The 14,189-nt window shown below is 61.5% G+C and carries 15 protein-coding genes; 8 read left to right on the top strand and 7 right to left on the bottom strand.

Translation table 11 applies throughout. The features are described 5' to 3' along the window. Positions 1-6 precede the first annotated feature (6 nt). Entirely contained in the window at positions 7-1,251 is a 1,245-nt protein-coding gene (locus tag MTX19_RS25290; RefSeq protein ID WP_280972497.1) for an ABC transporter substrate-binding protein, read from the top strand. Positions 1,252-1,316: 65 nt separating this feature from the next. Here the strand turns inward: MTX19_RS25290 and MTX19_RS25285 are convergent, their stop codons facing one another. Further along, the gene (locus MTX19_RS25285) at positions 1,317-2,951 is read right to left on the bottom strand and encodes a thiamine pyrophosphate-requiring protein (RefSeq protein ID WP_280979821.1); all 1,635 of its coding nucleotides are present in this window, start codon (positions 2,949-2,951) and stop codon (positions 1,317-1,319) included. Between the two features lie 331 nt (positions 2,952-3,282). Between MTX19_RS25285 and MTX19_RS25280 the strand changes: the two genes are divergently transcribed. Next, positions 3,283-3,447: a Flp family type IVb pilin gene (locus tag MTX19_RS25280; RefSeq protein WP_280979820.1), complete on the top strand. Its 165-nt coding sequence runs from the start codon at positions 3,283-3,285 to the stop codon at positions 3,445-3,447. A gap of 7 nt (positions 3,448-3,454) precedes the next feature. Here MTX19_RS25280 and MTX19_RS25275 read toward each other — a convergent pair whose 3' ends face one another. After that, positions 3,455-3,688 carry a hypothetical protein gene (locus MTX19_RS25275; RefSeq protein WP_280979819.1) on the bottom strand — a complete coding sequence of 78 codons (234 nt, stop codon included), beginning with the start codon at positions 3,686-3,688 and terminating at the stop codon, positions 3,455-3,457. A 49-nt stretch (positions 3,689-3,737) separates the two neighbouring features. Then, the gene (locus MTX19_RS25270) at positions 3,738-4,703 is read right to left on the bottom strand and encodes a Ku protein (RefSeq protein WP_280979818.1); all 966 of its coding nucleotides are present in this window, start codon (positions 4,701-4,703) and stop codon (positions 3,738-3,740) included. A gap of 239 nt (positions 4,704-4,942) precedes the next feature. Between MTX19_RS25270 and MTX19_RS25265 the strand changes: the two genes are divergently transcribed. Further along, positions 4,943-5,095 (top strand): hypothetical protein, encoded by a 153-nt coding sequence (locus MTX19_RS25265; protein ID WP_280972492.1) that lies wholly within the window; start codon positions 4,943-4,945, stop codon positions 5,093-5,095. A gap of 72 nt (positions 5,096-5,167) precedes the next feature. On the opposite strand, the gene MTX19_RS25260 is transcribed toward MTX19_RS25265, so the two are convergent. From MTX19_RS25260 to rfbA, 3 genes are all read right to left on the bottom strand, one after another. Further along, positions 5,168-6,196 carry a UDP-glucuronic acid decarboxylase family protein gene (locus MTX19_RS25260; protein WP_280979817.1) on the bottom strand — a complete coding sequence of 343 codons (1,029 nt, stop codon included), beginning with the start codon at positions 6,194-6,196 and terminating at the stop codon, positions 5,168-5,170. Positions 6,197-6,525: 329 nt separating this feature from the next. Then, a complete protein-coding gene (rfbB, locus tag MTX19_RS25255; protein ID WP_280985520.1) occupies positions 6,526-7,626 on the bottom strand; it encodes a dTDP-glucose 4,6-dehydratase in 1,101 nt (366 codons plus the stop codon). Positions 7,627-7,644: 18 nt separating this feature from the next. Then, positions 7,645-8,529, bottom strand: coding sequence for a glucose-1-phosphate thymidylyltransferase RfbA (gene rfbA, locus MTX19_RS25250; RefSeq protein ID WP_280985519.1), 885 nt, complete (start codon positions 8,527-8,529; stop codon positions 7,645-7,647). A 405-nt stretch (positions 8,530-8,934) separates the two neighbouring features. On the opposite strand from rfbA, the gene MTX19_RS25245 reads away from it, so the two are divergent. The 4 genes from MTX19_RS25245 (at position 8,935) to MTX19_RS25230 (ending at position 11,631) form a co-directional block, all read left to right on the top strand. Continuing rightward, positions 8,935-9,132, top strand: coding sequence for a hypothetical protein (locus MTX19_RS25245; RefSeq protein ID WP_280979815.1), 198 nt, complete (start codon positions 8,935-8,937; stop codon positions 9,130-9,132). A 500-nt stretch (positions 9,133-9,632) separates the two neighbouring features. Further along, positions 9,633-9,917 (top strand): hypothetical protein, encoded by a 285-nt coding sequence (locus MTX19_RS25240; protein WP_280979814.1) that lies wholly within the window; start codon positions 9,633-9,635, stop codon positions 9,915-9,917. Positions 9,918-9,975: 58 nt separating this feature from the next. Beyond that, on the top strand, positions 9,976-10,389 hold the full coding sequence (locus MTX19_RS25235; protein ID WP_280979813.1) for a hypothetical protein: 414 nt from the start codon (positions 9,976-9,978) through the stop codon (positions 10,387-10,389). 231 nt (positions 10,390-10,620) lie between these two features. Further along, positions 10,621-11,631: an NAD-dependent epimerase gene (locus tag MTX19_RS25230; RefSeq protein WP_280979812.1), complete on the top strand. Its 1,011-nt coding sequence runs from the start codon at positions 10,621-10,623 to the stop codon at positions 11,629-11,631. Between the two features lie 275 nt (positions 11,632-11,906). On the opposite strand, the gene MTX19_RS25225 is transcribed toward MTX19_RS25230, so the two are convergent. Beyond that, positions 11,907-12,197, bottom strand: a complete 291-nt coding sequence (locus MTX19_RS25225) for a hypothetical protein (RefSeq protein WP_280979811.1) — start codon at positions 12,195-12,197, stop codon at positions 11,907-11,909. Positions 12,198-12,746: 549 nt separating this feature from the next. Here MTX19_RS25225 and MTX19_RS25220 point away from each other — a divergent pair. Further along, positions 12,747-14,186: an undecaprenyl-phosphate glucose phosphotransferase gene (locus MTX19_RS25220; RefSeq protein WP_280979810.1), complete on the top strand. Its 1,440-nt coding sequence runs from the start codon at positions 12,747-12,749 to the stop codon at positions 14,184-14,186. Positions 14,187-14,189: the final 3 nt, after the last annotated feature.

Genomic DNA, 14,189 nt, shown 5'->3' with positions numbered 1-14,189 from the left:
ATCATCATGTCACGCTATTCGGCCGTTCGCGCGAGCCTGCTGCCGCTCGCATCCGCGCTCGCGCTCTGCCTTGCGGCGCCCGCCTATGCGCAGTCCAAGGATCCGATCAAGATCGGCGTCATCGCCGAGGTGCAGTCGATCGCGGGTGCGGCGACGCCGGGCGGCGCGCAGATCGCGGCCGACGAGATCAACGCCAAGGGCGGCGTGATGGGCCGCAAGATCGAGATCGTCACCTACGACAACAAGAGCTCGTCGGCCGACTCGGTGCGCGCCTTCCAGCGCGCGGTCAGCGAGGACAAGGTCTCCGCGGTGATCGCGAGCTATATCAGCGAGGTGGTGCTGGCGCTCGAGCCGTGGGCGGCGCGGCTGAAGATGCCGCTGATCACGCCCGGTGCGGCGTCGAACGAGATCACCAAGGCGATCCACAACGACTATGAGAAGAACAAGTACACCTTCCACGGCTACCTGACCTCGGCCGCGCAGGCGCAGCTCGTCTGCGATGCCGCCAAGGAGCTCCTGGTCGACCAGCTCAAGTTCAAGTCGGCGGCGATCATGAGCGAGGACGCGGCCTGGACCAAGCCGCTCGACGCCGGCTACGAGGCCTGCCTGCCCAAGGCCGGCCTGAAGGTCGTCGAGCACATCCGCTTCTCGCCCGACACCACCGACTTCACGCCGATCTTCAACAAGATGGAGGGCGCAAAGCCCGACGTGATCGTCACCGGCATCTCGCATGTCGGTGTGCAGCCGACGGTGCAGTGGAAGAACCAGCAGGTGCCGATCCCGATGTTCGGCATCAGCGCGCAGGCGCTGAGCCCGACGTTCTGGGGCGACACCAACGGCGCCGCCGAGGGCGTGCCGTCGCTCGCGGTGGCGACGCCCGACGTCGCCGTGACCTCGAAGACCAAGCCGTTCGCGGCGGCCTTCAAGGCGAAGTATGGCACGGCGCCGGCCTATACCGGCTACACCGCCTATGACGAGGTCTACATCATCGCCGAGGCGATCCAGCGCGCCGGCTCGACCGATCCGGACAAGATGGTCGCCGAGCTCGAGAAGACCGACTTCGAGGGCACGATCGGCAAGATCCAGTTCTACGGCAAGAACGACGAGTTCACCCACGGCATCAAGTCCGGTCCCGGCGCTGTGACCGGTCTCGTGTTCCAGTGGCAGAGCGGCAAGCAGATCACGGTCTGGCCGAAGGCGATCGCGGAAGGCAAGCTGAAGTTTCCGGACTTCGTGAAGCTGTCGCAGTAACCAAACGCAAAGCCCGGTTCTGATCGCTCAGAACCGGGCTTTGAGCATTTCGGGAGCGCAGCGCCTCAGGTGCCCGGGCGCGAGACCTCGGTCTCCTTGCTGGTAATGAATTCCAGCAGCACGGGCACGCCTTCCTTGGTCTTCTCGATGCCGCGCTTGATCGCGGGGATGATGTCCTCGGGCTTCGTCACCCGCTCGCCATAGCCGCCGAAGGCGCGCGCCATCGCGGCGTAGTCGCCGGAGATATCGGTCGAGCGGTACTTCTCGGTCGAGATCGGCATCACCTTCAATTCGATCGCCATCGAGAAATTGTTGAGCAGGATCGACATGATCGGGATGCGCTCGCGCACCGCGGTCTCGAAATCCATCCCCGTGAAGCCGATCGCGGCGTCGCCCCAGACGTTGATGCAGAGCTTGTCGGGCTTCGCGAGCTTGGCGCCCATCGCAAGGCCTAAGCCGTAGCCGAGCTGCGTGGTCTTGCCCCAGCCGATGTAGGACAGCGGCTCGACCGATTTCCAGAACGGCGAGAGCTGGTCGCGCGGACTGCCGGCGTCGTGGGTGATGATGGTGTTGTGGATGTCGACGGTGTGCTGCAGGTCCCACAGCACGCGATAGGGATTGAGCGGGGCGTCGTTGTGGGTGAGCTTCGGCATCCACTTGGCGAGCCATTCCTTGTGGGAAGCGGCGATCTCCTCGGCGACGGCGCTGGCGTCGCGGTCCGAGGTCACGGTCTTGCCGATCTCCTCCAGCAGCGCGTCGAGCACCAGGCCGGCGTCGCCGACCAGGCCGACCCTGGCCTCGACATCCTTGTTGATGTGGTTCGGATCGAGCGTCGAGTGGATGATGGTCTTGCCCTTCGGCATCGCAATCCCGAACGACGTCTCGGTGAAGGAGCAGCCGATGCCGAAGATCACGTCGGCTTCCCCTAAGAATTTCGGCACCGCGCGCGGCACGGCGAGACCGCCGGAGCCGAGCGACAGCGGATGGGTCTCGGGGAAGGACGACTTGCCGCCGAGGCTGGTGGTGACGGGGATCGCGAGACGTTCGGCCAGCCGCTTCAGCTGCGGCCAGGCCTTGGCGTAATGCACGCCCTGGCCGGCATAGATCACCGGCCGCTTGGCATTGACGAGGATAGCGGCGGCCTCCCTCACATGGACGGGGTCGGCGCCGTAGCGGGTGCGCAGCACCGGCGTGTAGTTCAGCGGTTCCGGTACCTCTTCGTTCCACATGTCGGCGGGAATCTCGACGACGACTGGCCCGCCGCGGCCGTTCTTCAGCCTGGTGAACGCGCGGCGGAAGATGTTGCCGACTTCAGAAGCAAGGTTGATCGGCTCGGACGATTTCGAGAACGCCTTCATCGCCTGGCTGGAGTTGAAATTCGGGTCGATGTTGGCGAGCCGGCGCGCATAGCCCATCGGCAGCACCAGGACGGGCACGGACTCGCCGTAGCACTGCGCGACCCCGCCCATCGCGTTCTCGGCGCCGGGACCGTGCTGCATGCAGAAGGCGCCGATCCTCTCGCCCGAGGTGACGCGGGAGATCGCGTCCGCCATGTGCACGCCGATGCGCTCCTGCCGCACCATCACCGGACGGATATCGGCGGCGGCGGCATATTCGATCAGGTGGTTGACCGGATAGCCCGTGAGGATTTCGATGCCCTCGCGCTTCATGATTTCCGCGATCGCGGTGCCGAGTTTCATGGCGGTCTCTCCCCTGGATGCGGCCGGTTTCATCCGGCCTCGTTGTCGTCCCGTGCGGCTAAAGGAACAGGATTCTGCGGAGCGGTAAAGCGCGCCTGCGCCCGGATCGGGTAGTGCTGATATGCGTTTGCGGGCAATAGCGGTGCGGCGGGCCCGCGATGGAGCCGCCGGCCGGACGACTTGATACAGGCCGGAATGGCCGAAAATCCGGCACAACCTTTAAGCGATCGTTCATCCTGTCCGTCAATGCGCCATCAACCAATATGCTGTAGTCTGGGTGGCGGATTTTTACGGCTGGGCGATTATCCGCTGATGTCGACAGGAGCTTTCAATGCGTTCGTTGCTGGCGAGATTTATGTGCGAAGAGGCCGGAGCAACAGCCATCGAATACGCCATCATTGCGGGCGGTCTCAGCATCCTGATCGTCGCCGCCGTTGGAGGCATCGGCGCCAATCTCAGCGGCCGCTTCTCGGCCATGAGCACCTCGCTGAAGTAACGCCGCCTCAGTTACCGCCGTCTTCGTTCAGCGCGCGCAGCATCGCGATCCGCGCGAACATCAGCCAACCACCGCCGGCCTCCGCCGCATTGATCAGGTGCTCGACCGCGATTTGCCAGCGCGCCTCCTGCTGGGCATCTTCCGGCAATTTCATGATGTAGTCGGCCGCCTGCTGCAGCGTCACCAGACTGCCGCCCGGGCGCAGCGCAATCGGTTCGTCGAAAGGCGTCGACCAAGGCATGTCAGGCGCGGCGGATCGAGGTCATCTGACTGCCGCCGCGAACGCCCGATCAGCAGGCCTTCTTCGAGCGCGCAGAGCCTTGCGCGCGCACCGGCTTCTCCGCCTTCTTTGGCTCCGGCTTGGCGACCTCCTTGGGCTCGCGCTTGCCGCTGCCCGAGATCGGCAGCAGCATCTCGCGCTGGCCCTCGATCCGCTTCTTCGGCTTCTTGCCCTTTGCTTTGGTAGCCGGCGGGGCCTGCTTCTCGCTGGCAAGGCTCTTCTTCAGCGCGTCCATCAGGTTGATGACGTTGCCGCCCGACTTCGGTGCGGGCTTGGCGATCTTGATGCCGTTGCGCTTCTGGTTGATCAGCTCGATTAACGCCTGCTCGTAGCGATCGTCGAACTCTTCCGGATCGAAGTCGGCGGACTTCTGCTCGACGATATGCTTGGCGAGGTCGAGCATGTCCTTGGTGATCTTCACGTCCTGGATGTCGTCGAAAAATTCCTTCTCGCTGCGCACCTCGTAAGGATAGCGCAACAGCGTGCCCATCAGCCCGTTGTCGAGCGGCTCCAGCGCAATGATGTGCTCGCGGTTGGTCAACACCACGCGGCCGATCGCAACCTTGTTCAGGCTGCGGATGGTTTCGCGGATCACCGCGAAGGCGTCATGGCCGACCTTGCCGTCGGGGACAAGATAATAGGGACGGATCAGATAGCGGCTGTCGATCTCGGCCCGCGGCACGAACTCATCGATCTCGATGGTGCGGGTCGACTCGAGCGCGATGTCGTCGAGCTCTTCCTTGGTGATCTCGATATAGGTGTCGGTGTCGACCTTGTAGCCCTTCATGATGTCTTCGGAGGCCACTTCCTCACCGGTCTCCGCATCGACCTTGGCGTATTTGATCCGGTGGCCGGTCTTGCGGTTGATCTGGTTGAAGGAGACCTTTTCAGTGTCCGACGTCGCCGGGTACAGGGCAACCGGGCAGGTCACAAGCGAAAGGCGCAGGAAGCCTTTCCAATTGGCGCGGGGGGCCATGGGAAACTCCGATTACGCAACCGATGCAGGATAACACCGGGAACCCCGGTTTGAAACATCGCGCCCCGGCGAATCTCGCAACGGCGTTAACCGTGGTTTCAGCCTGCGTCGGTTTGACGCCCGGCACGAGCCGGATTCCGCGGCCACAGTGAGCCCGGAACATCGCTCCGCATCGGGCGTTGGCTGTATGACGAGGGACAATCGCCGGAAATTACAGGCATTTAAGCAGAGAGGTCGCCATGGCAACAGAACGACACGGTCGGATTGTCGAAACCCCGACCGAAGCGCGTCAGGCTGAGCCGGGCCCCTCGGTCCTTGCGCTGCTCACGGCCTCGACCGGCCTCGCGGTCTTGATCCTCGGTGTCGTCTGGTTCGTTTTCTTCCGCGTGTAGCGCCCTTGGCTGCGCCGCATCGTCGGATCGGTTGGCCCTCGGCCGGCGTGCCTGGTCGAGGCGCCGGACATCTCAGGTCGCCGGGACCGTAAGCCCGAGCTTCTGCGCATGCGGACTCGCCGAGGGAATGTGAGAGATCCGGTCGGCAGAATCCGTGAGCATTCCCTCAAAGTAGGTAATTGTTCGTGCGAGGCCCTGCCGGAGTGGGGTCCGCGGCGCCCACCCGAGCATGGCATTGGCGCGCGAAATGTCAGGCTGGCGTTGCCGCGGATCGTCCTGCGGGAGCGGGCGGTGGACGATCTTCGAGCGAGAGCCGGTCAATTCGATGGTCAATTCGGCAAGCTCGCGCATCGTAATCTCATTGGGATTACCGAGATTCAACGGCCCTGTGATCTCTGCAGGTGACTGCATCAGACGCATGAGGCCATCGATCAGATCGTCGACGTAGCAGAATGCTCGGGTCTGCAAGCCGTCGCCGTAAATGGTGATGTCGTGCCCGCGGAGTGCCTGGACGATGAAATTCGAGACCACGCGACCGTCATTCGGATGCATGTGCGGTCCATAGGTATTGAAGATGCGCGCAACCTTGATAGGCATTCCATGCTGGCGTCGATAGTCGAAGAACAGAGTTTCGGCGCAGCGTTTTCCTTCATCATAGCATGAGCGGGGCCCGATCGGGTTGACGTTGCCCCAATACTCTTCGCCTTGAGGATGCACTGTGGGATCGCCATAGATCTCGGAGGTCGAGGCCTGCAGGATCTTCACTTTGAGCCGCTTGGCCAGCCCGAGCATGTTGATGGCGCCGATCACGCTGGTCTTCGTGGTCTGGACCGGGTCGTGCTGGTAATGCACAGGCGAAGCCGGACAGGCCAGATTGTAGATCTGATCGACTTCAACATAGAGCGGGAACGTCACGTCATGGCGCAGCAGTTCGAAGCGGTGATGATGGAGAAGATGCTCGACGTTGCCTCGCGTTCCGGTGAAGAAATTGTCCACGCAAAGGACTTCTGCGCCGTTTGCAAGCAGACGTTCGCAGAGGTGCGAGCCGAGAAACCCCGAGCCGCCAGTCACCAGGATCCGTTCGGCCAGATTGTAAGGCATGGCTTTTCCCTACATTGCTACGGCTGATCGAGGGGAGTGGAGAGCGCGGCCAACTTGCCAGGCGCTCTGCTTCCTCGAACCGACGTATGTTGATTCCTCAACCAAGCCCAACGTCTCGATCGCTAAGCGCCCCGTGACAGGAAGAATGCGAAGAACGTGTCAAAGTTAAGGTTTCTTTATTCCGTGGCCGCGAGGATATGAAATTGGAACTTTTTGCACGTCTGCGCGCGCCGCCGTTCGCGATTGCGCGAGGTCGCATGCACAAGTGCGGCTAATTTGGGCTTGGTGAGCATCCACGCCCGCGATGTAGGCTAAAGGCGGCAGCGAGCCTAGTTGACGCCTTTCGTATCTTGCGACGCCGGAACGGAAAGTCCGAGCCGCTTGGCATCGTAGCCGGAGTTCTGAATCGACTGCCACCATGACTTGTTGGCGAGATACCAGCGAACGGTCTTGTCGAGCCCGCTGTCGAAGTTCTCCCGCGCGGTCCAGCCAAGCTCGCGTTCCAGCTTCGAAGCGTCGATCGCGTAACGGCGGTCATGGCCGGGACGATCGGCCACGAACGAAATCAACTGCTTCCGGTCACCGTGATTGGACGGCTGCAACCGATCGAGCAGCAGGCAGAGGTGTTCGACGACTTCGAGATTGGTCCGTTCGTTGCGACCGCCAACATTATAGGTCTCACCGACCTTTCCATGCTGGAGGATCGTGTGCAGCGCGCGCGCATGGTCCTCGACATAGAGCCAGTCGCGAACATTGCGGCCGTCGCCATAGACCGGAAGGGGCTCCCCGGCGAGCGCCTTGATGATCATGTGCGGGATCAGTTTCTCCGGAAACTGATACGGCCCGTAATTGTTCGAGCAGTTCGAGATCAGGCAGGGCAGTTCGTAGGTTTCGCACCAGGCGCGGACCAGATGATCGGAGGCGGCCTTGCTGGCGGAGTAGGGCGAGTTCGGCGCGTAGGGGCTCCGCTCGGTGAAGGCACCGTCCGGGCCGAGCGAGCCGAACACCTCGTCGGTCGAGACGTGGAGCAGGCGGAACGACTTGCGCTCCCGCGGCGTCAACACGCGCCAATGGCGCAATGTCTCCTGCAGCAGCGAGAATGTGCCGTTGATGTTGGTCCGGATGAAGTCCTGCGGGCCGTCGATCGAGCGGTCGACGTGGCTCTCGGCCGCCAGATGGATCACGCCGTGCGGCTCGTACTGCGTGAACAACGCGCGCAGTGCGTCGCCGTCGCAGATGTCGGTCCTCGCAAGCGCATAGCGGGCCGATTGCGCGACCGCTTGCGGAATCGAAGCCAGGCTCGACGCATAGGTCAGCTTGTCGATGTTGACGATCGAGACATCGGTGGTGTCGAGCAAATGTCTGATGACGGCTGAGCCGATGAAGCCGGCTCCCCCCGTTACGAAGATCGTTGATCGGTTCTGACTCATGCTTGACACGTATGGTGGCTAACGCTTCGATCTTGCGAAGCTGTGATAGACCGAGAGCAGATATTCGCCGTAACTGCTCCTGGCCGATCTCTGCGCGAGGCTGTGGAACTGGTCGAGCGTGATGTATCCCATCCGCAGCGCGATCTCTTCGATGCACGCGATCCGCAAGCCCTGCCGCTGTTCGAGAATCTGCACGAAATGGCTGGCCTCGACCAGCGACGAATGCGTGCCGGTATCGAGCCAGGCGAAGCCGCGGTGAAGCATCTCGACCGCAAGTTCGCCGCGCTCCATGTAGACGCGATTGACGTCGGTGATCTCGAGCTCGCCCCGCGCCGACGGCTTCATCGAGGCCGCGATGTCGAGGACCGCATTGTCGTAGAAATAGAGTCCGGTCACCGCGATATCCGATTTCGGTTGTGCAGGTTTTTCCTCGATCGAGACCGGCCGTCCGAGGGCATCGAGCTCGACCACGCCATAGCTCTGCGGCGAGCCGACCGTGTAGCCGAAGATTGTCGCGCCCTTGGGCCTGCCGCCGGCCCGCTTCAATTTGTCGGCCAACCCATGACCGTAGAAGATATTATCTCCCAGGATCAGCGCGACGTTGTCGCTGCCGATGAAATCGCGTCCGACCAGGAAGGCGTCGGCCAGACCGCGTGGATGCTGTTGGACCGCGTAGGAGAATTTGAGTCCGATCTCGCCGCCTTCGCCGAGCAGCCGCCGAAACAGGTGCTGATCATCCGGCGTCGTGATGATCAGGATATCCTTGATGCCTGCGAGCATCAGCGTCGACAAGGGATAGTAGATCATCGGCTTGTCAAAGACCGGCAATAGCTGCTTGGAGACCACCGTCGTCACCGGGTAAAGCCGTGTCCCGGTCCCACCCGCCAGAATTATCCCCTTCATCGCACCTCTGCCCGCCAGATCCAAGGGTTGCCCCAGCCAAGCTCTAGCACAGATTTTATCCGCGGTACGGGGCAGTTGGGCAAATTTGCCGCGTCGGTGCAGGGACTTGCGGGAGCTTCTACCCGCCCGACAGGCGTGCCGCCTCGACTGCTATCGCGTCCTGCGAAAGGTTCTTCGCCAAGCTGATCTCACTCGCAAAATGTCGCGAAGCGAAAATAGTGCTGCGCGATCGATCGGCTCGCGACGGACACGATGTGCAGTTCGTTGCTCGATCAGTCGAGCGCGCGATTGTGAATGCGCGATCGCTCGCATGTGCACGCTGCCAGGCGATCTCACGACGCTGCGTCATGAGATTATCGAATTTACCGAGTACGTCTGTGCGGCGACTACGGGGCGAGCTTATACATGCTTTATCGATTCAAATTTCCTCTGCTGACGCAGTTGAAAGAAAGAAGTCTTTCCGGCGTCTTTGTCGGATTGGTTCTGCTTGCTATGACGGGATGGATCTATCTGCTGAGCACGATGTTCCTGAAATTTGCGCTGGTTCTGCATCGTTGGGCCGCACAAAAAAATCAGCGGATGAACAATCTTTCGGCGCGCTGAACCATGATGTGGTCACAACTTCGGACTGTAGATACGCAGCGGATGAATTGGGAAGACGGACATGCTCGGTGGTCTGATCTTGTTGACGACGTTCTTCGCAGGCTTCTTCGCCGGATACGGGATGCGCGCCTGGCGATCGCACAAGCGACGCATGCTGCCACACACGCCGGATAGATCGAGACAACCCTGCACAACATTCGGTCATGCTCGGCGGGCATTCTAGCCATGTTGATGGTCGCGCCGCCGCAGGTTCGCGTTTGGTGTGACGACGATCGCGAGCAAGCGTCGCTTGGACACCAGCGACGGCGCGTGTCATTGCGGTCGCGTGGTTCTTGCAGCGAGATCAAGGCCGATCGGTTGGTCTGGTCGAGGAGCAGGCGCGTTGCGCCGGTTGGTCGTCCTGTGGGTGTCCGTGATCGGCGTTGCTACGTTCATCGGGATCGGTTCGAGAGCGGCTCGCGGCTGGATCTGCTGCTCGATCGCAAACGAGCTCACATGGAATGACTGACCTCGGGAACAATGCGCCACGGCGCTACTTCATCGACGGCAACGGCCGGCGCGTGCTGATCGGCCTCACCTTCGAGGAAACCTTCGAGTTCGAGCGGCTTGATCACCAGTCGAGCTTGCACGATGCCGGGCATGTGGTTTGGGACGCGGGGAGCCGCCCGGCCAGCGGGCCGGCGCGGCGTTGGCTCGAACTGTACCGCAAGCACGATCGTGCATGGTTGAAATGGATTGAGAATACGCGTATGGCGCGCAAAAAGGATTTACCTTTTCTTAACTAAGGCGAGGCGATTTTGGGTATGATCGTCTCCTGATTGCGCCTGAATCGGACAAACGCGGATGTTTCAGCTGTTCTTGCGCTCTCGAGCGCAAAACTACATCAAGGGCCGCCTGGGCGACGACGGCTTCAGGGCGCGCTCGCCAGAACGCGATGCCGAGACCGACCGGGCCCGGATCGATTCAATCATGGCGGCGATCGAGGCCGCACTGCATGCGGCCGAAAGCGAACAATCCGGCCTGAGCCGCCGGGTCGACGACGTGCTGGCACGTGCCGCCGTGACGTTCGGCAACGGCACCGACGAATACCTGGAGCGCGAGGAACTCGACAACCATCACCAGGACCTGTTCGCCGCCGAGATCGCCAATGGGCAGCGCCGGCTGAAGGAACTCTCCGCCGAGATCGCTCATTTCAAGTTCATGAAAGCCGCGGTGCTGAGCCGCTTTCCCAACTACAAGGTGTCTGTCGCCGGCTAGCCCCGCCAGCACGGCAAGACGGCGCATTTTCCGCGGTGACGCGACAGTCCGGCTCCCGGGCGCCGCCCTTGATGCTTGATCCTCCACTCAATATCGGTAGGAATAACGCCCGTTTGGGCAAATCCGGATGGAATCCGGTGAAGATCGTGCTCTTGAGGCGCGTAGCCCGTTTGACCTGAAGCGATTTCATCGGGCGCGACGCCCTCCGGCAGCATTGGTGGGAAGCGGATTGTGGCCAGTTTGCTAGTGACAGGTTGTGCGGGCTTTATCGGCTTTCATCTCGCGCAGCGCCTGCTGGACGAGGGCAGGGCGGTTGTCGGCATCGACAATCTCAACGACTATTACGATCCGGCGCTCAAGCTGGCGCGGCTCGACCGCCTGAGGGCGCGTCCCAACTTCACCTTCCAGAAGCTCGACCTGGCCGATCGGGCGGGAATGCAGGCGTTGTTTGCGCAATATCGCTTTCCGGCTGTGGTGCACCTCGCCGCCCAGGCCGGCGTGCGGTACTCACTGCAAAATCCCCATGCTTACGCCGATTCCAATCTGGAAGGCTTCGTCAACGTGCTGGAGGGGTGCCGCCGGAACGACTGCCGGCATCTCGTGTTCGCATCGTCATCGTCGGTCTATGGCGCCAACACCAAGCTGCCGTTCTCGGTGCACGACAATGTCGACCATCCGGTGAGCCTTTATGCGGCGACCAAGAAGGCCAACGAGTTGCTGGCCCATTCCTACAGCCACCTCTATGGCCTTCCGGCGACCGGCCTTCGTCTCTTCACGGTCTATGGACCGTGGTACCGGCCCGACATGGCGCTCTATCTGTTCGCCAAGGCAATCACCACCGGTGAGCCGATCAACCTGTTCAATCACGGCAAGATGCGGCGCGACTTCACCCATATCGATGATGTCGTCGAGGCGATCGCCCGGATCGTCGATCGCGTGCCGCAAGGCGATCCGAACTGGTCCGACGCAACGCCGAATCCGGGCACGAGCAGGGCGCCGTGGCGCATCTACAATGTCGGTAACAGCAAGCCGGAAGACCTGATGCATGTGGTCGCGCTGCTCGAGAAGGGGTTCGGTCGTGTTGCGCAAAAGAACCTGCTGCCGATGCAGCCGGGCGATGTGCTCGAGACTTTTGCCGACGTCGATGACCTCATGCGCGACGTCGGCTTCCGGCCGCGGGTGGCGATCGAGCAGGGGATCGAGACGTTCGTCGCCTGGTTTCGCGACTATTATCGCGTCTGAAGCTCGACGCTCGGGAGCCCTGGTCTGCTCACGCGCGCCGCGTAACCGGGGCCACTGCGACCATCGACCATGAGGAACCGAGAGGCGGCGATGGCTTTCGATCGCCTATACCGTAAGCAAGTCTGATTCCAGCATTGGAACCGGTTCCGGCTGGAACTCCTTCCCACCAGCTCTGAACCAAGATGCATTGGCAACGCGAGTTCCCGACTGTCGACATCAGGCGGCCACCGCCTTTGTGCCAGGATTGCGTCAGCTTTCGCTGCGTTTCGGTGGGGTCAGATTCGGCGCTCAGCGGAACTCCGCACCGGCAGCGGTTCCTTTCGGTCGATAACCATCGCGGGGCCGACCATGTGCCTGAGCAGGGCGCTGATCAAATATCCGAACTGCAGGCAGCCGGCGAACACGGCGGTGATGGTTAGTGCCTGACCGAAGGTCAGTTCCTGTGCAACCGACAGCACGACGGCGAGGAGCGCGCCCAGCAACAGCATCGGCACGAGAACGAAGAACCTGAATCGGACACCCAGTGCCACACCGAACAAAGTACAGCAGATCGCCAATGTGGTCACACTCGTTACTCCTCGACGCCACAGTCCCTAACGACGGCGAGCTAAGATTGGTTTAAGCGCCACAGTCGAATTGTCGTGACATCAGAGTGGTGTGCGGAACGAACTGCATGCCTGGAGAGACGAATCAACGAACCTGTTTCGTACGCGCTCGTCGCGAGCAGCGGTGCGTTGCACAGGGAAATCTCAATCGCATGATGTCAAGCTGTGCAATCAGTCGCTCTTCATTGCGCAGTACTCATGACGCATGAGTTCCCTGCGCGCCGAACAATCGCGCATCACGAATTGATTGCTCATGCATCATGCTGTGATCGAAGTGCGCGTCACATTTTTGCAATGCGAAGAGCGAAATTGATTTTCCTAGTGCGGCGCCACAATATCGCTTCGTTTGCTAAACAACTTCCGCTGGCTTCGCGCGAACCCGAACTTCCCAGGCAAGCTTTTGGCGCTAGATCGTTTCGCGGTGGTCGAGTCGTTCCCACCGAAGTTTGTTGGCTTTGTCCATTTTCTTTCACGCGGCGCGCGACCGTTGAAGTGATGATGAGGTTCGAGATGTCTGCAACAGCATACGGCTCCGATGGAATCCACATACTGACGTCGAACCGCGGGACCTCGCTGCAGAGACCGTTTCAGCTTTTCGTCATCGCCGGCGACTTCCTTCTCATCCTGCTCAGCTACATGGCTGCGAGCACGCTCTATCGTGCGTTCATGAATTCGCCGACCGACCCGGACAATTCGGTCGGCGCCGGACTGATTGTCGGCATCGTGTTCGTGGTAGCCGCTTATTTTCAGGGCACCTATGACAACCACAGATTGCTGAATACGCTCTGGCAATCGCGCAAGGTCCTGTTCACCTGGCTGTTCGCGCTGACGACACTGGCCGTCGCGGCGTTCCTTTTGAAGTCGACGGCCAACCTGTCTCGCGGCACGATCATCCTGTTCACGGTGATCGGAGCGCTTGGGCTTGTCGCGCACCGTGTGATCTGGCGCTACTGCCTGTCGTCGTCCTTTGCCAAGGAGCGGCTGATCGACCGCAAGGTCATCATGCTCAGCCTGCGCTCGCTGGATTTCACGTCGAACCGTTTCAAGGATCTTCGCAAGCACGGTTTCGACGTCGTGCGCCATTTCGTGCTCAGCGTGGGTCCGGAGCAGGACGACCGGGCCTGGAGCCAGCAGATCGCCGACGTGATCCGTCAGTCGCGTGCGGCTGACGTCGACGAATATCTCGTGGCGATCGACTGGAACGAGCTGCCGATGCTGCAGAAGCTGAGCCAGCATCTTCGGGTGGTTCCGCAGCCGATCCGCCTGCTGCCCGATTTTCCGATCGCCGATCTGGTGTCGCGGCCGTTCCTGCCGGTCAGCGGGACCGTGGCGATCGAGATCCAGCGGCCGCCGCTGTCCGTGTTCGAGCGGGTCCAGAAGCGCTGCCTCGACATCGGACTGGCGTCCTTTGCCCTGCTGATGCTGGCGCCGCTGATCCTGACGGCGGCGCTGCTCGTCAAGCTCGATACACCCGGTCCGATCATCTTCCGGCAGTCGCGCCGCGGCTTCAACGGCAAGCCATTCCAGATCTGGAAATTCCGCAGCATGACCGTAGCCGAGAACGGCTCCACCGTCACGCAGGCCACCAAGCAGGACAAGCGGGTGACGCGGGTCGGACGCTTCCTGCGCAAGACCAGCATCGACGAGTTGCCGCAGCTCTGGAACGTGCTGCGCGGCGAGATGTCCCTGGTCGGTCCGCGTCCGCACGCGCTGGCCCACGACAATTACTACGACCAGCTGATCAGCAAATACGTCTACCGGCACCACATGAAGCCCGGCCTGACCGGATGGGCCCAGGTCAACGGCTTCCGCGGCGAAACCCCGACCATCGATCTGATGGAAAAGCGCGTCGAGTATGACGTCTGGTATGTGAGCAATTGGAGCATCTGGCTCGACATCCGGATCATCATCCGGACGGCGACCGCGCTGATGTACCAGGAGGCCTATTGAGAC

Source organism: Bradyrhizobium sp. ISRA464, assembly GCF_029910095.1.
Taxonomy (GTDB): domain Bacteria; phylum Pseudomonadota; class Alphaproteobacteria; order Rhizobiales; family Xanthobacteraceae; genus Bradyrhizobium.
The sequence above is the reverse complement of the archived record's forward strand: the minus strand, read 5'-3'. Positions and strand labels throughout refer to the sequence as shown.